This window comes from Pseudomonas sp. ADAK13 (assembly GCF_012935715.1).
In the GTDB taxonomy this organism is placed as follows: domain Bacteria; phylum Pseudomonadota; class Gammaproteobacteria; order Pseudomonadales; family Pseudomonadaceae; genus Aquipseudomonas.
Map to the genome: position 1 here is coordinate 3,845,271 of NZ_CP052860.1, position 19,562 is coordinate 3,864,832.

Sequence of the window (19,562 nt, forward strand, 5' to 3'; positions counted from 1 at the left end):
CCGTCACTTTTCACACAAAAACGAAGCCCGCATCGATAAACGATGCGGGCTTTTTTTTGCTCAAAAAATAATCAAGATGAAAAGTATTTCACTTTTCTCGGCTGTTTTTACATTTTGCAACATCTGACATTTTTACCATTTTAAAGCGCTGGAGCCTTGATTTACGTGGGGTTTGGCTTATTTCGAATGGCTATTAAAAAGTTCCTGAGTAACAAAATCTTTATGTTCCAGCAACCCGGCTGAAATATCCCCTCGCCAAGATCGCCCCCCAACACGAGCGGCTCTAAACCGCGTGTTTTGCCAATGCACAAGACCATCAATTAGGGGAATTCTTCGATGATCCGTAAGCACTTCGCCGGTTTCGCGGCCAGCGCCCTGGCCCTGGCTGTCACCGCCCAGGCTTTCGCTGGTACTGTCACAACTGACGGCGCCGATATCGTTGTCAAAACCAAGGGCGGCCTTGAGGTTGCAACCACGGACCAGAATTTCAGCTTCAAGCTGGGTGGTCGTTTGCAGGCCGATTACGGCACGTTTGATGGCTTTTACACCAAAAACGGCAACTCGGCCGACGCCACGTATTTCCGACGCGCCTACCTCGAATTGGGCGGCACGGTGTACAAGGACTGGAAATACCAGATCAACTACGACTTCTCCCACAACTCCGGCAACGCCGATGATGGCTACTTCGACGAAGCGTCCTTCTCGTACGTCGGCTTCAAGCCGGTGGTGATTCGCGCCGGCCGCTTCGACCAGGACTTCGGCCTGGAAAAAGCCACCAGCTCCAAGTGGGTCACCGCCATCGAGCGTAACCTGGGTTATGAAGTCGCCGATTGGGTCAACTCCCACGAAAACGGCATGGGCCTGCAAGTCAGCGCCGTGGTCGCCGACATGGCCTACCTGTCCTCCAGCGTTTCGTCCAAAGACATCAACGACAAGAACGGCAAAGGCGTGAAGCAGTTCAACGGCCGAGCCGTGTTTGCGCCGATGCACGAGAGCGGTAACGTCTTGCACCTGGGTGTGGACGTGGCGGTGCGTGACCTGAAGGACACCTCGTTCGACTCGCGAATCCGTCCTCGCCTGGACGCTCGCGGTGTTGCCACCAACGGCGGCAACGATGCCGGCGCCAACGGTAACCGTGCGACCTTCGGCGGTGGCGTGGGGCTGGATTCCGGCAACCTGACCGCGAATGACGCCTACGACACCGACACGGTGTTCGGCGGTGAATTTGCCTTCGCTCGCGGCCCATTGTCCCTGCAGGCCGAATACCTGAACCGCAAGATGAAGGCCGACAGCAGCGCTTATCAGGACGTGAAGGCCACGGGCTTCTACGGCCAGGTCGCCTACACCCTGACCGGCGAGTCCCGCGTCTACAAACTCGACGGCGCCAAGTTCGACACCATCAAGCCGGAGAACAAGCAGTTCGGTGCGTGGGAAGTGTTCTACCGCTACGACAACATCAGCGTTGATGACAAAAACGTTGTGCGTAACAACGCGACCCGTGAAGTGGGCGACGCCAAGGCCAGCCTGAACACCATCGGCGTCAACTGGTACGCCAACGAAGCGGTGAAGATCTCCGCCAACTACCTCAAGGTCAGCACTGACAAGATCCAGAACGCCAATGGCGACGACAGCGGCGACGCCATCGTAGCCCGCGTGCAATACGTGTTCTAAGCAACCTGTAACACCGCTCCAATGCGCTTTTTCTTCATCCGTTAAAGCGCTCCTCATTTGGTTTTGCCCCGCCGTTTGGCGGGGTTTTTTTATGGGGCGGATAACCCCAAATGTCTACCGGAACTGCGATACTCGCCACGTCTGCCTGTGGTCACCGTCGGGGAATGGGATGCCGTTACAACGTTTGAATAGCCTTTCCGAGATTGCGCCCGATGAATGGAATGCGCTGGTCCCCGTAGATCAGCCGTTTCTGCGCCATGCGTTCCTCAGCGCCCTGGAAGACAGTGTCAGCATCGGTCCGCACTCCGGCTGGCAGCCGGAGCATTTGCTGCACTACGAAGGTGGCCGGCTGATTGCCGCGTTGCCCAGCTACCGCAAATGGCATTCTTACGGCGAATACGTGTTCGACCACGGTTGGGCCGACGCCTGTGAGCGTGCCGGGATCGACTACTACCCGAAATTGCTCACAGCGGTGCCCTTCAGCCCGGTCAGCGGCCCGCGCCTGCTGGCCGCTCGCGCTGAGGACGGCTTCGAATTGCTCAAGAGCCTGCCGGGTTATCTGGAGATCGAAGGCCTTTCCAGCGCCCATATCAACTTTACCGATACGCTGGCAGACACCGCACTGGCCCAACAGCCGGGTTGGTTGCAACGCCTGGGCTGCCAGTTTCATTGGCAGAATCGCGGTTACCGCGACTTCCAGGACTTCCTCGATGCCTTGAGTTCGCGCAAGCGCAAACAGATGCGCAAGGAGCGCGAACAGGTGGCGGGGCAGGGGATTGAGTTCGAGTGGTTGCAAGGCCATGAACTGAGCGAAGCGCAGTGGGATTTTGTCTACGCCTGTTACGCCAATACCTACGCTGTGCGTCGACAATCGCCCTACCTGACCCGGGCGTTTTTCAGCCTGCTGGCCGAGCGCATGCCCGAGGCGATTCGCGTGGTGCTGGCCAAGCAAGGCTCACGGCCGGTGGCCATGGCGTTCAGCCTGATCGGCGGCGACAGCTTTTATGGTCGTTACTGGGGCTGCCTGGCGGAGTTCGACCGGCTGCATTTCGAGACGTGTTTCTATCAAGGCATGGACTACGCGATTGCCCACGGTTTGCAGCGGTTCGACGCCGGTGCCCAGGGCGAGCACAAGTTGATTCGCGGGTTTGAGCCGGTGATTACCCGCTCCTGGCATTACTTGCGCCATCCGGGATTGAAGACGGCGGTGGCGGATTTCCTCGAGCGCGAAAGCGTGGGAATCCTGGCGTACGCTGAAGAAGCGAGAACAGCCCTGCCTTATCGGCAGGGCTGAACCCGTTGGGCTCAGGCGGTTTCTTCCTTGCCCAGCCATCGATAAGTGACACCGCCGATCACCGCACCGAGGATCGGCGCCAGCCAGAACAGCCACAGCTGCTGGAGCGCCCAACCGCCGACAATCAGCGCCGGGCCGGTACTGCGGGCCGGGTTGACCGAGGTGTTAGTGACCGGGATCGAGATCAGGTGGATCAGCGTCAGTGCCAGGCCGATGGCGATCGGCGCCAGGCCTGCCGGAGCGCGGCGGTCGGTGGCACCGAGGATGATCAGCACGAACATCGCGGTCATCACCAGCTCACACACAAACCCCGCCGCCATTGAATAACCACCGGGCGAATGCTCGCCATAGCCATTGCTGGCGAGGCCAGAGGCCAGTTCGAACCCTGGCTTGCCGCTGGCAATGAAGTACAGCAGTGCGGCGGCGATGGTGCCGCCGATCACCTGGGACACGATGTAGGCGGGTAACTCCCTGGCCGGAAACCTTCCGCCCACGACCAGCCCCACCGAAACGGCCGGGTTCAGGTGACAGCCGCTGATATGCCCGATGGCAAATGCCATGGTCAGCACCGTGAGCCCGAACGCCAGGGCCACTCCGAGCAGACCGATTCCGACGTTGGGGAACGCTGCGGCCAACACCGCACTCCCGCAGCCGCCCAACACCAGCCAAAACGTACCCAGTCCTTCCGTAACGGAACGTTTGAACAGTGACATGAACACATCCTTAGTAGATTTCTCTATCTGATTAACGGGTCTGTGGTGCATCCCTGCTGCCTTAAATCAGGGCCCTCCTGGGGCCTGATTGCAGTACAGCAGGATTGTGTCGCAAGACCAGTGAGATGGAGAAAACTGTCAGAATTGTTCGGAATTGAGGGTGCGGTTAACCAACGGAATCAGTCTATTCCGACGAAGCCGCCGGTCTGGTGTTGCCAGAGTCGCGCATACAGGCCGCCGTGTTCGAGCAATTGGGCATGGCTGCCGCTTTCGGCAATCTGGCCTTTTTCCAGCACCACCAGCCTGTCCATTCTGGCAATGGTCGAAAGCCGGTGCGCGATGGCGATCACGGTCTTGCCCTGCATCAGGGTTTCCAGGCTTTCCTGGATCGCCGCTTCCACTTCCGAGTCCAGCGCCGAGGTGGCTTCGTCCATGATCAGGATGGGCGCGTCCTTGAGCAGTACCCGCGCAATAGCGATGCGCTGGCGCTGCCCGCCGGAGAGTTTGACCCCGCGCTCGCCGACGTGCGCGTCCAGGCCGGTGCGGCCCTCGGCGTCCGACAGCAGCGGGATGAACTCGTCGGCGCGGGCCTTGTGCACGGCGGCCCAGAGCTCTTCATCAGTGGCGTCCGGTTTGCCGTACAACAGGTTGTCGCGGATCGAACGGTGCAGCAACGAAGTGTCCTGGGTGATCATGCCGATCTGTTCGCGCAGGGTTTCCTGGGCGACTTCGGCGATGTTCTGGCCGTCGATCAGGATGCGTCCGCCTTGCAGGTCGTACAGGCGCAGCAGCAGGTTGACCAGGGTGGACTTACCCGCGCCGGACGGCCCGATCAGGCCGATTTTTTCACCCGGTTTAATGTCCAGGTTCAGGCCGCTGATGATTCCGCTCTTCTTGCCGTAGTGGAAGTCCACCTGATCGAAACGCACCTCGCCATGGGGCACTTCCAGGCGCGGGGCATTTTCCCGGTCGGTCACTGCCAGCGGTTGGGCGATGGTTTTCAGGCCGTCCTGCACCATGCCGATGTTTTCGAAAATGCCGTTGACCACCCACATGATCCAGCCGGACATATTGACGATACGAATCACCAGGCCAGTGGCCAGGGCGATGGCGCCCACCGAAATCAGGGATTGGGTCCACAGCCACAGGGCAAGGCCGGTGGTGGTGACAATCAGCAGGCCGTTCATGGTGGTGATCACGATGTCCATGCTGGTCACGACGCGGCTGGCCAGCTGGGTTTTCTCGGTCTGCTCGACGATCGCTTCCTTGGCGTAGTTCTGCTCGAAATTCGTGTGAGCGAACAGCTTCAAGGTGGTGATGTTGGTGTAGCCGTCGACAATCCGCCCCATCAGTTTGGAGCGGGCCTCGGAGGAAATTACCGAGCGGTCCTTGACCCGTGGCACGAAGTAACGCAAGGCCAGGCTGTATGCGATGATCCAGGTAATCAGCGGGATCATCAGGCGCCAGTCGGCTTCGGCGAACAGCACCAGGGCGCTGATGGCGTAGATCGCCACGTGCCAGATCGCATCCACGGCCGCCACCGCGGAGTCGCGCAGGGAGTTGCCGGTTTGCATGATGCGCTGGGCAATGCGCCCGGCGAAGTCGTTCTGGAAGAAGTTCAGGCTCTGCTTGAGCACATAGCTGTGGTTCTGCCAACGGATAAGGCTGGTCATGCCCGGGCTGATGGTCTGGTGCACCAGCAGGTCATGCAGGGCGCCGAAGATCGGGCGCAGCAGCAGGGCGACCACGGCCATCCAGATCAGCTCATTGGCGTGAATCTGGAAGAAGTTGGCGGGCGGCGTGCCCTGGGCCAAATCGATGATGCGGCTCAGGTAGCTGAACAGCGCCACTTCGATCAGCGCGCCGATCAGGCCCACCACCAGCAAGGCGGCAAAGCACGGCCATACCTGGCGCAGGTAATAGACGTAGAAGGGCAGGACTTTATCGGGAGGGGCCGCGCTGGGAGCGTCGCGGAAGATGTCGATCAGTTGTTCAAAACGACGATAGAGCATTAGGTCTGACGCCCGCGCGGCGGGCTCTCCTGTTCAAATGCGCGCGGTGCCTGGCGGGCACCGCGCGAAACTCCCTGTAGCCTTCAGTCGATGCGCTTGGCCGACTTGATCAGGACAGGATCGATTGGCACGTTCTGCATGCCTTGTTTGGTGGTGGTTTGCGAGTTGACGATGATGTCGACCACATCCATGCCCTTGACCACTTTGGCGAACACCGCGTAACCGGCATCACGGCCCGGGTCGAGGAAGGCATTGTCTGCAACGTTGATGAAGAATTGACTGGTGGCGGAGTTCGGGTCGTTGGTACGCGCCATCGACAGGGTGCCGCGCACGTTATGCAGGCCGTTGCTGGCTTCGTTCTTGATCGGTGCTTCGGTCGGCTTTTGCGACATTTGCTGGGTAAAACCTCCGCCCTGCACCATGAACCCCGGGATCACCCGGTGAAAAATGGTGTTGGTGTAGAAGCCTTTGTCGACATAGGCCAGGAAGTTCTTGGTGCTGATCGGGGCCTTGACCGGGTCCAGTTCGATTTCGATGTCGCCATTGGTGGTGGTGATCAATACGTGAGGTGCCTTGGCAGGCTCGGCCGCCATCAGGTTGGCAGCGAACAGTACGGAACCGGCAAAGAAGGCGATTTTTTTCAGCATGGGTCAGTGATCCTGGGTTGTGGTTTCGACTGTCTTGAGAAAATCGAGCAGGGTGTTATTGAAGTGTTCGGGTTGGTCCAGCGGCGTGGCATGGCGGGAATTCTCGATCACCACCAGTCGCGCATCGGGCAGCAGTTTTACATAGATTTCTTTCTGCGCCACGGGGGTGTAGTCGTGGTCGGCGCTGATGACCAGGGTTGGACAGGTAATTTTCGACAGTTGTTCCTGTACGCCCCAGCCAACAATGGCGTCGAAGCTGGCGAGGTAAGCACGTTTGTCGTTTTTTGCCCAGCGTTCGGTCATCTTGCGCCGCAGTTCGGCCTGTTCGGGCTTGGGAAACAGCAGGCTGCCCAGGGCTTTGCCGATGGTGTTCAGGCTGAGGATGCGCGCCAGGCTCCAGCGCCTGGCCCACTGCCAGTAATCGCCGGCTGTGCGGACCTTGACCTGGGGCGCGCTGTTGACGATGCACAGGCTCTTGAGCATCTGTGGCTCGTCCACCGCCAACTGGAAGGCAATCATGCCACCCATGGACAGGCCCACCACGTGGGCCGGCGGCAGTTGCAGGTGTTCGATCAAGGCCACCAGGTCGGCGGTAAAGCCTGGGATGCTGTAGCGTTCCCGGGGCTTGTCGGAGCGGCCGTGGCCGCGTACGTCGATCACCACCAGCCGGTAGTGTTGCGACAGTACCGGCACTTGCAGTTCCCAATCCACACAGCTGGAGCCCAGGCCGTGGATCAGGATCAGCGGCGCGCCATGGCCATATTCCTCGTAATGCAGGGTGCAACCTTCATGTTCGAAATAGGCCATGGGAACTCCTTGTTCAGGCTTGTTGCGGTGCGGCGAAAGGCGCGTCCAGTGGGGCAGTGTCGAAGGTGCGCAGCAACTCGACGAGAATCTGCGTGGCCGGGCCGAGGGGTTTGTCCTTGTTCGAGTAAAGATAGAAGGTCGGGTTGCGGCTGCCACCCCGTTCCAGAGGCAGCAGCTTGAGCAGGCCTTCCTTGAGTTCGCGTTCGATCAGGTGCCGGGGCAACCAGGCAAAGCCCAGGCCGCTGCTGACGAAGGTGGCGGCGGTGGGCAGGCTACCGACGGTCCAGCGCTGTTCGGCACCGAGCCAGCCGACGTCCCGTGGCTGCTGGCGGCCGGAGTCGCGGATCACCACCTGCATATGGCTTTCCAGGTCCTGGAAGCTCAGTTCACGGTGCAGGCGATGCAACGGATGATCGGGATGGGCCACGGCGACAAATTCGACGTCGCTCATTTCGGTGCCCAGGTAACCCGGAATGATAAAGCTGCTGATGGCAAGGTCGGCCATGCCATCGATCAGCAGCTCTTCGACACCGGACAGCACCTCTTCACGCAGGCGCACCCGGCAACCACGGCTTTGCGGCATGAAGGCGGTGAGGGCGCGCACCAGGCGGGCGTTGGGGTAAGCGGCATCGACCACCAGCCGTACCTCGGCTTCCCAGCCCTGTTCCATATGGTGGGCCAGGTCTTCCAGTTGGCTGGCGTTTTTCACCAGTTGCCGGGAGCGGCGCAGCAGCACTTCGCCGGCTTCGGTGAGCACCGCCTTGCGCCCGTCGATGCGCAGCAGCGGTACGCCGAGCTGATCCTGCATGCGGGCCACGGTGTAGCTCACCGAGGACTGCGAACGGTGCAATGCTTCGGCGGCCTGGGCGAAGCCGCCATGGTCGACCACGGCTTGCAAGGTACGCCATTGATCGAGGGTAACGCGGGGCGCTTTCAAGATGAGCTCCTCTTGTCCTAAGCTGGCGGTCCTAATTGGAGACTGCCGAATGAGAAAATTCTGTTGTGTGCTGCTGGCGCTGCTGCCGTTGAGTGCGTTTGCATTCAGCACCGATGTGACGAAAGACATTCAGGGCGTGAAGATCGATTACAGCGCGTCGGACGTCGACAGCAATATCAGTTCGATCCAACTCACCAACTACGGCGCCAATGATGCGGAGTGCAAGGTCCGCTTTACCAACGGCCCGGAAGCCCCGCGTACTCGCAAGGTCACGGTCGCAGCGGGGAAAACCACCAATACCACGGTCAATTTCAGCCGGGCCATTATCAAGATGCGTATCCAGCTGACCTGCGCACCGAAATAAGGCAAAAGCGGAGCTTTGCGTACTGCAATACTCCGCTTATAAACAGATTTATAGATGGGTTATAGCAGTTTTTTACGCTTTTTAATCGAACGAGCCCTGATTAACCTTCACTCCATCGCCTTACAGCATTTACAGATGGAGCTTACATAATCATGGCCCGTGTTCTGATCATCGAAAGCAGCGCCCGTCAGCAGGACTCAATCTCCCGCCACCTGACCCAACAATTCATCAGCCAATGGAAGGTCGCCCACCCGGCTGACCAGATCACCGTGCGTGACCTGGCCGTCAACCCGGTGCCTCACCTGGACGCCAACCTGCTGGGCGGCTGGATGAAGCCTGCCGAGCAGCGCACCGCCATCGAACAGGCTTCCCTGGACCGTTCCAACGAATTGACCGACGAACTGCTGGCCGCCGATGTACTGGTCATGGCCGCGCCGATGTACAACTTCGCGATTCCCAGCACCCTGAAAGCCTGGCTCGACCATGTGCTGCGTGCCGGTGTGACCTTCAAGTACACCGCCACCGGTCCACAGGGCCTGCTGACGGACAAGCGCGCCTTTGTGCTGACTGCCCGCGGTGGGATTCACGCCGGTGGCAGCACCGACCACCAGGAACCGTACCTGCGTCAGGTCATGGGCTTTATTGGCATTCATGACGTCACGTTCATTCATGCCGAAGGGGTGAACCTGGGCGGTGATTTCCAGGAAAAGGGCTTGAACCAGGCCAAGGCGTTGCTGGCCCAAGTGGCGTGAGATGTTAATCGTCAGATAATCGCCCGCTGTTTAGATGGCTCCACGCAACCCTTCAAGTACGCGTATCGAACCTCCCTTTGCACTTTTTGCTCCTGAGTGCTCCCGCCCGACTGACGCTTTTAGCGAGGTCGGGTTTTTTTTGCCTTGAGTTTCGTAAAGGGCCGAAAACCGCTAATGTCGCGCCCATTCAAAATGAGGCGAGCATGGGCTATCTACTTGTTGTGACGCTGATCCAGGCGTTTTCCTTCAGCTTGATCGGCGAATACCTGGCCGGTCACGTCGACAGTTATTTCGCGGTGCTGGTGCGTGTGCTGCTGGCCGGGCTGGTGTTTATTCCGCTGACCCGCTGGCGCTCGGTGGAACCGGCGTTCATGCGCGGCATGCTGGTGATCGGCGCGTTGCAGTTTGGTGTGACCTACGTGTGCCTGTACTTGAGCTTCCGTGTGCTGACGGTGCCGGAGGTGCTGCTGTTCACCATCCTGACGCCGTTGCACGTGACCTTGATCGAAGACGCCTTGAACCGCCGATTCAATCCGTGGGCGCTAGTGGCTGCGTTGGTGGCGGTGACAGGAGCGGCGGTGATTCGCTTTGACCAGATCACCCCGAACTTCTTCATGGGCTTCCTGCTGCTGCAATTGGCCAACTTCACCTACGCCGCGGGGCAGGTGCTTTATAAGCATCTGGTGGCCCGCCATCCGAGCGATCTGCCGCATTACCGGCGGTTCGGGTACTTCTACCTCGGTGCCTTGGCGGTGGCGTTGCCCGCGTTCCTGATGTTGGGCAAGGCCAACTTTCTGCCGGAAGCGCCGTTGCAATGGGGTGTGCTGGTATTCCTGGGGCTGGTCAGCACGGCACTGGGTATGTACTGGTGGAACAAGGGCGCGTGCCTGGTCAACGGCGGTACGTTGGCGGTGATGAACAACCTGCATGTGCCGGTAGGGTTATTGCTCAACCTGCTGATCTGGAATCAGCACGAGCCGTTGGGCAGGTTGCTGCTGGGTGGGTTGGTGATTCTGGCGGCGGTGTGGATCAGTCGGTTGGGCCTGCGGTCTTCGGCGCCAATTGCGTCACCAAAAAATCGATGAACGCCCGGGTTTTTTGCGGCACGCGTCGTGCTGACGAATAAACCGCATTGATGGTGATTGCCGGTGCCTGCCAGTCGCACAGCACCGGCACCAGGCGCCCGGCGTTCAGGGCGTCTTCGACGATAAAGTCCGGTAACAGGGCGATGCCCATTCCGGCTTCTGCCGCCTGGGCCAACAGGTCGCCATTGTTGGCGTGCAACGGGCCGGTGACATTCACCCGCTGGGTTTCCTGGCCCTTGCTCAGTTGCAGGCTGACGCCGCTCTGCAGATACCCATAGTTGAGGCATTGGTGCTGGCGCAGGTCTTGCGGGGTTTGCGGCGTGCCCGCGCGTGCCAGGTAGGCCGGCGCGGCCACCATGATCCGTGGCGCAGGCGCCAGCTGGCGGGCGATCATCGTCGAGTCGGGCATGCTGGCGATGCGTAGGGTCACGTCAAAACCGCCGCGCACCGGGTCCACCTGCTGGTCGCTGAGCACCAGTTGCAACTCGATATGGGGATGCTGTTCATGGAACAGCGGAATCAACCGGCCCAGGCGATGCAGCCCGAACGACATCGGCGCATTGACCCGCAACACGCCGCGTAACTCACCGATGCCGTCCCGGGCCCGCTGCTCAGCCTCGTCCAGGGCAGCCAATACTTCCCGTGCCGCGTCGAAATACTCGGCCCCGGCCTCCGTCAAATGCAGGCTGCGAGTGGTGCGCTGAAGCAATTGCACGCCAATGGCCTCTTCCAGTGCCTGAATCTGCTTACTGACTTTTGAGCGCGGTACGTCCATGGCTCGCGCGGCGGCCGCAAAGCCGTTCTCGCCGACCGTGACGACAAACGCCCGCATGCATTCAATACGATCCATGATTGTCCCTTTTTTGGAATCAATGATTCTCGATTTTAGGTAATTGTCTCGATTTTATCCAGCCCGTAAAGTTACTTCCAAGCCGCCATCAAAGCTTCTCAGCGGCGCTGAACGCACCCCTTACCGAATCGAAAACATTGAAAGGAAGTCACCATGTCTATTCGCGAATTGCTCAACCCAACCAACTCCACCCTGATCCTGATCGACCACCAGCCGCAAATGGCATTTGGTGTGCAGTCGATCGATCGCCAGACTCTGAAGAACAACACCGTGGCACTGGCCAAGGCGGCCAGGATCTTCAACGTGCCGACCATCCTGACCTCGGTTGAGACCAAGAGCTTCAGCGGCTATATCTGGCCGGAACTGCTGAACGTATTCCCGGACCAGCAGCCGATCGAGCGCACCTCGATGAATTCCTGGGAAGACAAGGCGCTGGTGGCAGCGGTGAAAGCCACTGGCCGCAAGAAGCTGATCATGGCGGCCCTGTGGACCGAGGTTTGCCTGAACTTCCCGGCCCTGGAAGCCCTGGCTGAAGGGTATGAGGTGTACATCGTCACCGACGCGTCGGGCGGCACCAGCAAAGAAGCGCACGACATGTCAGTGCAGCGAATGATCCAGGCCGGCGCGGTACCGGTCACCTGGCAGCAAGTGCTGCTGGAGTACCAGCGTGATTGGGCTCACAAGGAAACCTACGACGCGGTGATGGGCCTGGTGCTGGAACACAGCGGTGCTTACGGCATGGGCGTGGATTACGCCTATACCATGGTGCACGGTGCTCCGCAGCGTCAGCTCAAGTAAGGCCGACCTCAACAAAAAACGGCACAACTCAGGTTGTGCCGTTTTTTGTTGTTACATAACTGCCTTCTCCGCCGGAGGCAAATGACTGGCCCCCAACACCGCCGGCAACATCCCCGCCCGTAAGTCACCGCCGCTCGGCTGCTGGTACAGGCTCAAGCCAAATTCCGGCAACACCGCCAGCAGGTAATCGAAGATATCGCCCTGGATGCGCTCGTAGTCGGCCCACGCAGTGGTGCGGGTGAAGCAGTAGATCTCCAGCGGAATGCCCTGGGCCGTGGTCTGCATCTGCCGCACCATGCAGGTCATGTTCGGCTGGATCTCCGGATGGCTTTTCAGATAGGCCAGCGCATACGCGCGGAAGGTGCCGATATTGGTCATGCGCCGCCGGTTGGCGGACATCGCGGCGACATTGCCCTGGGCTTCGTTCCATGCCTTGAGCTCGGCCTTCTTGCGGCTCATGTAGTCGGTCAGCAGGTGCACCTGGGAGAGTTTCAGCTCTTCGTCGTCGCGGATGAAACGTACGCCGCTGGCGTCGATGTACAGGCTGCGCTTGATCCGCCGGCCACCGGAGGCCTGCATGCCGCGCCAGTTCTTGAACGACTCGGACATCAGGCGCCAGGTGGGAATCGAGACGATGGTCTTGTCGAAATTCTGCACCTTCACGGTGTGCAGGGTGATGTCCACCACGTCACCGTCGGCGCCCACCTGGGGCATTTCGATCCAGTCGCCGACCCGCAGCATGTCGTTGCTGGTCAACTGCACGCTGGCGACGAACGACAGCAAGGTGTCCTTGTAGACCAACAGGATCACCGCCGACATCGCACCCAAACCGGAAAGCAGCAGCAGCGGCGAACGGTCGATCAGCGTGGCGACGATGATGATTGCGCCAAACACGAACAACACCATTTTCGCCAACTGCACGTAACCCTTGATCGAGCGGGTGCGGGCGTGTTCGGTGCGGGCGTAGATATCCAGCAAGGCGTTGAGCAGCGCGCTTATCGCCAGCACCATGAACAGGATGGTGAATGCCAGGGCGACGTTGCCGATGAACAGCGTGGCGGTCTTGCTCAGGTCCGGCACCAGGTACAGGCCGAACTGGATCACCAGCGAGGGCGTCATCTGCGCCAGGCGGTGGAAGACTTTGTTGTGCCGCAAGTCGTTGAGCCAGTGCAGTGCGGGTTGCCGGCCCAGCAGTTTGACGGCGTGCAGGATGAGGTAGCGAGCCACTCGTCCGAGCAGCAGGGCGACCACCAGCAGCACCATCAGCGCCAGGCTGGAATGCAGCAACGGGTGCTCGTCGAGGGTGCCCCAGAGGTCTTGGACGTTGAGCCAGAGCTGTTTGATATCCATGGGTAAACGCGATTCTTCTGTAAGACGTGACGGGGCGATTAGAGCATTTAAGTGCGTCAAAGTTGTCCTTGTAGACAAATCCCCTGACAAAAAAGCGCCTGTTTAACGCAGTTCGCGTAAAGAAACTCGGCCTTGGCGCCCGAAACCGTTACCCTATGCAGCTGTTTTTTTGTATTTCTTCGAGGTAGCACCCGTGTTTTCCCAATTCGCCCTGCACGAACGCCTGCTCAAAGCCGTGGCCGAGCTTAAATTTGTCGAGCCAACGCCTGTGCAAGCAGCGGCCATCCCGCTCGCGCTCGAAGGGCGTGACCTGCGGGTGACGGCTCAAACCGGGAGTGGCAAAACCGCCGCTTTCGTCCTGCCGATTCTCAACCGTCTGATCGGCCCGGCGAAAGTCCGTGTCAGCATCAAGACCCTGATCCTGCTGCCCACCCGCGAGCTGGCCCAGCAGACCTTGAAGGAAGTGGAGCGCTTCTCGCAGTTCACCTTCATCAAGTCCGGCCTGATCACCGGCGGCGAAGACTTCAAGGTCCAGGCCGCCATGCTGCGCAAGGTGCCGGACATCCTGATCGGTACCCCGGGCCGGATGATCGAGCAACTGAACGCCGGCAACCTGGACCTCAAGGAAGTTGAAGTGCTGGTGCTCGACGAAGCCGACCGCATGCTCGACATGGGTTTTGCCGACGACGTGCAGCGCCTGGTGCAAGAATGTGTAAACCGTCAGCAGACCATGCTGTTCTCGGCCACCACCGGCGGTTCGACCCTGCGCGACATGGTCGCCAAGGTCCTGAACAACCCCGAGCACCTGCAGGTCAACAACGTCAGCGACCTGAACTCGACCACCCGTCAGCAGATCATCACCGCTGACCACAACGTGCACAAAGAGCAGATCCTCAACTGGTTGCTGGCCAACGAGACCTATCAGAAGGCCATCGTGTTCACCAACACCCGCGCCATGGCCGACCGCATCTACGGTCGCCTGGTGGCTCAGGAGTACAAGGCGTTCGTCCTGCACGGCGAGAAAGACCAGAAGGACCGCAAGCTGGCCATTGACCGCCTCAAGCAAGGCGGCGTGAAGATCCTGGTCGCCACCGACGTTGCCGCCCGCGGCCTGGACGTGGATGGCCTGGACATGGTGATCAACTTCGACATGCCTCGCAGCGGCGACGAATACGTGCACCGTATCGGTCGTACCGGGCGTGCCGGCAACGATGGCCTGGCGATCTCGCTCATCTGCCACGGCGACTGGAACCTGATGTCGAGCATCGAGCGCTACTTGAAGCAGTCGTTCGAGCGCCGCACCATCAAGGAAGTCAAAGGCACCTACGGCGGGCCGAAGAAGGTCAAGGCTTCGGGTAAAGCTGTTGGCGTGAAGAAGAAAAAGGTCGACGCCAAGGGCGAGAAGAAGAAAGCCGGCGCCAAGTCGCCGACCAAGCGCAAGATTGCCAACCGCCCAAAGACCGACAACCTGTCGTTGGTCAGCAAGGATGGCATGGCCCCGCTCAAGCGCCGCAAGCCGGAAGCGCCTGCTGCCGAGTAAGGTTTGCGCCACAAAAAAACCGGACAGTGTCCGGTTTTTTCGCCTCAGTTTTTGGCTTTGGCGGCGGCCTCGTCCATCTCCTTGAGGCGCTGATCGATCAGTTGGCACTTGTCGGGCAGGTCTGCGCTGGCGGTTTCCAGCTTCATGTTCTGCAATTCCTCGTTGATCTCCTTGGCCTTCTCCGGGTTCTGTTGGGTGAGCTTGGTCACCTCCTTGGCCAGTTGCTCACGTTTTGCGGTGGCTTCTTCAAGCGTGCAGGCCCAGGCGGGCAGGGCGGCGAGCAGCGTGGCAGCGACGGCCATATTCAGCAGGGTTTTCATGGTTCGGACCTCCTTGGCGATGATGTTCGGTTGAGGGCTCCGAATGCTTAAAAGTTCAGCGAAATCGCGCCTGTCCGCTAGGCTGAACGGCAACGGGTCCGGCATGTCACACCTTGGAAGGGCCTATATTCGTGTGCCTTCAGGAGGAATCAGGATGACGACTTACGATTGGGATTTGATCGAACGACTGCTGCATGAGGTGCAGAACGGTGGAGCCAGCTTCGCCCCGCGCAAATATGCCGAGGAAGAAGCCGCCAAAAGAGCTGCCGCTGGTGAGCCCATCGGTAATCTCGATGAGTTTAAAAAGACCGCAGCGGATTACGAGGGATTGTTGTTCACACGCGGCTTTATTGAGTCGCGGTCAGAGGAAGAGTGCGGCAATGGTGAAAATTTCAAATTGACCCTGCGCGGCTCACAGCTGCTGAGCCTGATCGACAGCTGCATCCCTGGCAATAATCACCCGCGTGAGGTGCTGGACGAGCAGGCGGATGCGCTGGATCCGGCGACGTTCGATGAAGTAGCGTCGAAAGCACAGATTGCCTGATGACTATGGGGTGCCAGCCTTCAGGCATTTAAGGGCCTTGAAGTCGCTGCGCACCTTGTCGATCTTCTGCGTCAGCTTCTGGCGCTGCTGCACGGTGCTTTCCGCCATGAGGTCGACGATCAGGCTGCGGGCGGCGGTTTCGGTCTGGGCGTAGGCCTGGCGATATTCCGGCGTCCACAGGCTTTCACGGTCCACCAGTAGTTGCTCGATCTTGTTCGGGAAGTCGCTGCTGTGGCGGTCCTTGACCGCTGCGATAAACAGCGCCTGCCAGTGGGCACGGTTACCAATCCATTGCCGGTTCTGCTCGCCGAGGGCGATCGACCAGGCGGTGACGCGATTCTGCTGGCTGGCGCTTAACGGCCCCAGCCATGCATCCAGTCGCTTGTTCATGCGCTCGGCGCGTTCCTTGATCTGCTGTTCGAGGGACGGTTTCAGGTACTCGTCCTGACGCTTGCGCAGGTCTTTGGCGAATGCTTGCTCCATGTCTTGTACTTGCTGGTCATCGAGCCCCTGCAATAATTCGACGGCGGACGGCGTGATCGTACGGGCGCTCTCGGCAATGGCTTGCTTGGCCTCGGCCGTACGGGTTTGCAGGGCGGCGTCAGTCACCTGGTTGTTGTCGACCATCTGTTGCAGGCGGTCGAGCCAATCCAGGTAGCCCGGCAGTTGCGTGGTGCAATGCCAGGCCAAGTGTTCCTTGAGTTTGTCGTTGAACCAGCTCTTTTGCCCGGCGTTCATGTCCAGGTAGTCGCTGAGGGTCCAGGGGATGATCACATCCAGGTTGCGATAGGCCAGGCCCACCCGGTTGCAGCCGGCAAGCACCAGGCTGAGGGTCAGCAACATCACCAGAAGTTTTAAGCGACGCAGCATGAGCGAGTCCTTGCGCAGACGAGGTTATTGCATCTGAACCCGCCAGTGCCGCGACAGTTCAGCCCATCAATAAAACGCCCGCTCGGCTTTTAAGGTCAATAGGCCGTCGCATTGCGAGTTGTGTCCGGAGTAGGCCGAGCAATCGCCGCCGCTGAGGCTGGAGTCGCTGTAGATCAGGTTCAGGTCGACACCCATCCACGGCCGGGAGAATTGCACCGACCAATCGCTGAAGCTGCGGATGGAGCTGCCATCGGCGACCGAGACCGGGGTGCCCAACTGGTGGGTGGTGTACTTCATGCTGACGCCAATGCCGAAGGGCTTGGTGCCGCCCAGGTCGGCGAACAGGGTGCTGTCCTGCCGGTCCGGGTCATTGCTGAAGGAGGCGCCGAAGCGATTGCCCAGCAAGGTCAGGCCGCCGTAGAACTCCTGGCTGTCGAGTGGGCTCAGCTTGGGGTAGCTGTAGTGGATCATCCCCAGTTCATAACCCAGGGTCTGGTCAAAGGGCCGCTTGAAGCCCAGGTAGGAGTCAACTTCCAGGTTGCTGGTAGGGGAGATGCCCATGCTTGGTGAGAATTGGCCGAGGTACAGGCCGCTGCCGTGGCTCAGGTCGAGGCCGCCGTGGAACGAGTCGCTGCCGGGCGAAGTGGGTTTGACCAGGCCTTGGGCCATGCTGCGGCTGGGCGTGGTGCCCAATTTCAGGTCGAAGTCACCCAGTTCACGCTGGAAAACCTGCGCTTCGGCAAGGGGGCTGGCCAACAGGGCACCGGCCAGGAAAACGCAGGATTTGAGCATGCTTCACTCCGTGAAAAGCGAGGAGCAGTAACGGGAAATATCAGGCAAATGCCCGATCTAGACGTGTGCAAGCATACCGGCGATGGTTCACGGATGAAGCCCGTTCGTCGAATGGTGCAAAAGGGGGAGTATCAGAGGGTGTTGCAGGCTCTAGTCCTAGCGCCTTGAAAGGCAAAGCGCATAGGGACCAGGTGTAATGCGCACGTCTTACTTTTTACCCAGGGTGATCTGCTTGGACGGGCCGAAAGTCTGGCCGCTTACGCCTTTGGCAATCTGCTGGATTTCGCCGCCCTGCTTGAGGAATGCAGCAATTTGGCTGTTGATCGATTCGCTGGTTTCAACGGCGGGAGCTGGCTTTGCTTTGCTGTTGGATGCTTTTACGCGCATGGCGGCCACTAACCTGTAGAAAATTAACTTGGCCACGCATCGTACATGAAATGCTTGACAATTGCTTGGCAAATATCCCCAGGAATATACGGCGGCTTTATGAATGGCCTGAAATTAATCAGTGAAATACTCACCTAACTCGCTGTTTTAATTCGAAACCCATGGGAGAAATATGGCTTGGGTGCTTGCATAAATCAGGCTGATCATCTGACGAGCGGGGCGGTCCGCGGCAAACCCATGATTTTTCAGGCCTGTGCGCCGGTACACGGGACCGCCGCCGTCAACTCGGGTAGAATGCCGCCCACGCAATGAGGGTATTGGAAATGGCTTTAGTCGGGCGCTACAACAGCTTGCAAGTGGTTAAACACACTAACTTTGGTTTGTACCTGGATGGTGATCAAGAGGGCGAAATCCTCTTGCCCAATCGTTATATTCCCAAAGATATTCCCAGTGAAGATGAAGACTGGCTCAACGTTTTTATTTATCTGGACAGCGATGACAAACTTATCGCGACCACCGAAAAACCAAAAGTACAGGTGGGTGAATTTGCCAGTCTGAAAGTGGTTGAAGTCAACAGCATTGGTGTCTTCCTGGATTGGGGCCTGCCCAAGGACTTGCTGCTGCCTTACTCCGAAGAAAAGCGCCAGCTGACCGCCGGTGAATATTGCGTGGTGCACGTCTACCTCGACAAGCACACCAAGCGCATCACCGCCACCGCGCGCCTTGACCGTTACCTGGACAAGACCCCGGCCACCTACAAGGTAGGCCAGGAAGTTGACTTGCTGGTGGCTGAAGCCACCGACATGGGCTTCAAGGCCATCATCAACAACAAGCACTGGGGTCTGATCCACAAGAACGAAGTGTTCAAGTTCCTGCGCCCGGGCAAGGAAGAGAAAGGCTTCATCAAGGAAATCCGCGCCGACGGCAATATCAGCCTGAGCCTGCAGCCTGTGGGTGAAGAAGCGGCGTCCAGCCTGAACTCGAAGATCCTCGCCAAGTTGCGCGAGAACAACGGCACCTTGCCGGTCAGCGATAAAAGCGACCCGGCAGTGATCAGCAGTTTGTTCGGTGTCAGCAAAGGCAACTTCAAGAAGGCCATCGGTGCTCTCTACAAGCAGGGTCACATCGTGATCCACGCGGATCGTATTGAACTAAGCTGATCGCGGTTTGCTCTCCTGTAGGAGCCGGCTTGCCGGCGATAAGGCCCGTGAGCCTTGCGGTGATTCTTCTGACGCCATCGCCGGCAAGCCAGCTCCTGCAAGGATCCTATGAATGTCCAGAAAAACCCTCTTCGCCTACCTCGGCACCTTGCTCGCCTTCCTGGTCCTCGACGGCCTGTGGCTCGGCGTTTTCATGGGCCCGACCTACAAAGCCCTGCTGGGCCCGCTGATGCTCGATCAGCCGCGCCTGTTCCCCGCCGTGGCGTTCTATCTCCTCTATGTATTCGGTTGTGTGGTGTTTGTCGTCCTTCCCGCTGTAACGAGCGGCGGCTGGCAACGTGCCGCGCGGCTTGGCGCATTGCTGGGCCTGGTGGCCTACGGCACCTATGACCTGAGCAATTGGGCAACCTTGCAGGGTTGGTCCGCCGGGTTGGCCATGATGGATATTGCGTGGGGCACTTTCCTTAGCGCGGTTTGCTGCACCGTGGGCTACCAATGTGCACGCAGGGTGCACAATTGATTGTGTACAGGATTGGTCTGCACCATCCCTGAGCGAACCTGCACCGTTTAGTCATCTTTGTGCCTTTGCATAATTCTCTGAAGACCCTCGATCCAGAGGGATTGTGCCGAATTTTATTTCTTTGGCACGCATTCTGCTCATCAACTCGT

21 protein-coding genes are annotated in these 19,562 nt (G+C 59.2%); 10 read left to right on the top strand and 11 right to left on the bottom strand.

The features are described 5' to 3' along the window. Positions 1-336: 336 nt before the first annotated feature. Both HKK54_RS17805 and HKK54_RS17810 read left to right on the top strand, forming a co-directional pair. Positions 337-1,671 (top strand): OprO/OprP family phosphate-selective porin, encoded by a 1,335-nt coding sequence (locus HKK54_RS17805; RefSeq protein WP_169387357.1) that lies wholly within the window; start codon positions 337-339, stop codon positions 1,669-1,671. A 169-nt stretch (positions 1,672-1,840) separates the two neighbouring features. After that, positions 1,841-2,965, top strand: coding sequence for a GNAT family N-acetyltransferase (locus HKK54_RS17810; protein ID WP_169387358.1), 1,125 nt, complete (start codon positions 1,841-1,843; stop codon positions 2,963-2,965). A gap of 11 nt (positions 2,966-2,976) precedes the next feature. Here HKK54_RS17810 and aqpZ read toward each other — a convergent pair whose 3' ends face one another. The 5 genes from aqpZ to HKK54_RS17835 all read right to left on the bottom strand — a co-directional run bounded on the left by aqpZ (position 2,977) and on the right by HKK54_RS17835 (position 8,081). After that, a complete protein-coding gene (gene aqpZ / locus HKK54_RS17815; protein ID WP_010176502.1) occupies positions 2,977-3,678 on the bottom strand; it encodes an aquaporin Z in 702 nt (233 codons plus the stop codon). A gap of 179 nt (positions 3,679-3,857) precedes the next feature. Continuing rightward, on the bottom strand, positions 3,858-5,690 hold the full coding sequence (locus HKK54_RS17820) for an ABC transporter ATP-binding protein (protein ID WP_010176501.1): 1,833 nt from the start codon (positions 5,688-5,690) through the stop codon (positions 3,858-3,860). 83 nt (positions 5,691-5,773) lie between these two features. After that, positions 5,774-6,337 (bottom strand): peptidylprolyl isomerase A, encoded by a 564-nt coding sequence (locus HKK54_RS17825; RefSeq protein WP_003210708.1) that lies wholly within the window; start codon positions 6,335-6,337, stop codon positions 5,774-5,776. Between the two features lie 3 nt (positions 6,338-6,340). Next, complete coding sequence (locus HKK54_RS17830; RefSeq protein WP_169387359.1) at positions 6,341-7,144, bottom strand: alpha/beta fold hydrolase; 804 nt, start codon at positions 7,142-7,144, stop codon at positions 6,341-6,343. A 13-nt stretch (positions 7,145-7,157) separates the two neighbouring features. Next, on the bottom strand, positions 7,158-8,081 hold the full coding sequence (locus HKK54_RS17835) for a LysR family transcriptional regulator (RefSeq protein WP_010176499.1): 924 nt from the start codon (positions 8,079-8,081) through the stop codon (positions 7,158-7,160). 49 nt (positions 8,082-8,130) lie between these two features. Between HKK54_RS17835 and HKK54_RS17840 the strand changes: the two genes are divergently transcribed. From HKK54_RS17840 to HKK54_RS17850, 3 genes are all read left to right on the top strand, one after another. Next, positions 8,131-8,445, top strand: a complete 315-nt coding sequence (locus HKK54_RS17840) for a hypothetical protein (protein WP_029616145.1) — start codon at positions 8,131-8,133, stop codon at positions 8,443-8,445. 152 nt (positions 8,446-8,597) lie between these two features. Then, positions 8,598-9,197 (top strand): FMN-dependent NADH-azoreductase, encoded by a 600-nt coding sequence (locus HKK54_RS17845; protein ID WP_169387360.1) that lies wholly within the window; start codon positions 8,598-8,600, stop codon positions 9,195-9,197. A gap of 203 nt (positions 9,198-9,400) precedes the next feature. Beyond that, positions 9,401-10,282 (top strand): carboxylate/amino acid/amine transporter, encoded by an 882-nt coding sequence (locus tag HKK54_RS17850; protein WP_169387361.1) that lies wholly within the window; start codon positions 9,401-9,403, stop codon positions 10,280-10,282. Here HKK54_RS17850 and HKK54_RS17855 read toward each other — a convergent pair. Further along, positions 10,227-11,132, bottom strand: a complete 906-nt coding sequence (locus HKK54_RS17855; protein WP_169387362.1) for a LysR family transcriptional regulator — start codon at positions 11,130-11,132, stop codon at positions 10,227-10,229. The genes HKK54_RS17850 and HKK54_RS17855 overlap by 56 nt on opposite strands. Positions 11,133-11,285: 153 nt before the next feature. Here HKK54_RS17855 and HKK54_RS17860 point away from each other — a divergent pair, with 153 nt between their 5' ends. After that, positions 11,286-11,930: a hydrolase gene (locus tag HKK54_RS17860; protein WP_010176494.1), complete on the top strand. Its 645-nt coding sequence runs from the start codon at positions 11,286-11,288 to the stop codon at positions 11,928-11,930. A 51-nt stretch (positions 11,931-11,981) separates the two neighbouring features. Here the strand turns inward: HKK54_RS17860 and HKK54_RS17865 are convergent, their stop codons facing one another. Next, positions 11,982-13,280: a mechanosensitive ion channel family protein gene (locus HKK54_RS17865; protein WP_169387363.1), complete on the bottom strand. Its 1,299-nt coding sequence runs from the start codon at positions 13,278-13,280 to the stop codon at positions 11,982-11,984. Between the two features lie 193 nt (positions 13,281-13,473). Here HKK54_RS17865 and HKK54_RS17870 point away from each other — a divergent pair, with 193 nt between their 5' ends. Further along, positions 13,474-14,820: a DEAD/DEAH box helicase gene (locus HKK54_RS17870; RefSeq protein WP_088422789.1), complete on the top strand. Its 1,347-nt coding sequence runs from the start codon at positions 13,474-13,476 to the stop codon at positions 14,818-14,820. A 44-nt stretch (positions 14,821-14,864) separates the two neighbouring features. Here the strand turns inward: HKK54_RS17870 and HKK54_RS17875 are convergent, their stop codons facing one another. Beyond that, the gene (locus tag HKK54_RS17875; protein ID WP_063032478.1) at positions 14,865-15,140 is read right to left on the bottom strand and encodes a hypothetical protein; all 276 of its coding nucleotides are present in this window, start codon (positions 15,138-15,140) and stop codon (positions 14,865-14,867) included. 154 nt (positions 15,141-15,294) lie between these two features. Between HKK54_RS17875 and HKK54_RS17880 the strand changes: the two genes are divergently transcribed. Then, positions 15,295-15,684 (top strand): hypothetical protein, encoded by a 390-nt coding sequence (locus HKK54_RS17880; protein WP_010176490.1) that lies wholly within the window; start codon positions 15,295-15,297, stop codon positions 15,682-15,684. Positions 15,685-15,687: 3 nt separating this feature from the next. Here the strand turns inward: HKK54_RS17880 and HKK54_RS17885 are convergent, their stop codons facing one another. From HKK54_RS17885 to HKK54_RS17895, 3 genes are all read right to left on the bottom strand, one after another. Continuing rightward, positions 15,688-16,554, bottom strand: coding sequence for a DUF6279 family lipoprotein (locus HKK54_RS17885; protein WP_010176489.1), 867 nt, complete (start codon positions 16,552-16,554; stop codon positions 15,688-15,690). Positions 16,555-16,620: 66 nt separating this feature from the next. Next, the gene (locus HKK54_RS17890; RefSeq protein WP_169387364.1) at positions 16,621-17,346 is read right to left on the bottom strand and encodes a TorF family putative porin; all 726 of its coding nucleotides are present in this window, start codon (positions 17,344-17,346) and stop codon (positions 16,621-16,623) included. Positions 17,347-17,553: 207 nt separating this feature from the next. Then, positions 17,554-17,733: a hypothetical protein gene (locus HKK54_RS17895; RefSeq protein ID WP_003210722.1), complete on the bottom strand. Its 180-nt coding sequence runs from the start codon at positions 17,731-17,733 to the stop codon at positions 17,554-17,556. Between the two features lie 323 nt (positions 17,734-18,056). On the opposite strand from HKK54_RS17895, the gene HKK54_RS17900 reads away from it, so the two are divergent. Beyond that, complete coding sequence (locus HKK54_RS17900) at positions 18,057-18,893, top strand: CvfB family protein (RefSeq protein ID WP_010176487.1); 837 nt, start codon at positions 18,057-18,059, stop codon at positions 18,891-18,893. Between the two features lie 112 nt (positions 18,894-19,005). Next, positions 19,006-19,413: a DUF2177 family protein gene (locus HKK54_RS17905; protein WP_169387365.1), complete on the top strand. Its 408-nt coding sequence runs from the start codon at positions 19,006-19,008 to the stop codon at positions 19,411-19,413. The last annotated feature ends 149 nt before the right edge of the window (positions 19,414-19,562 follow it).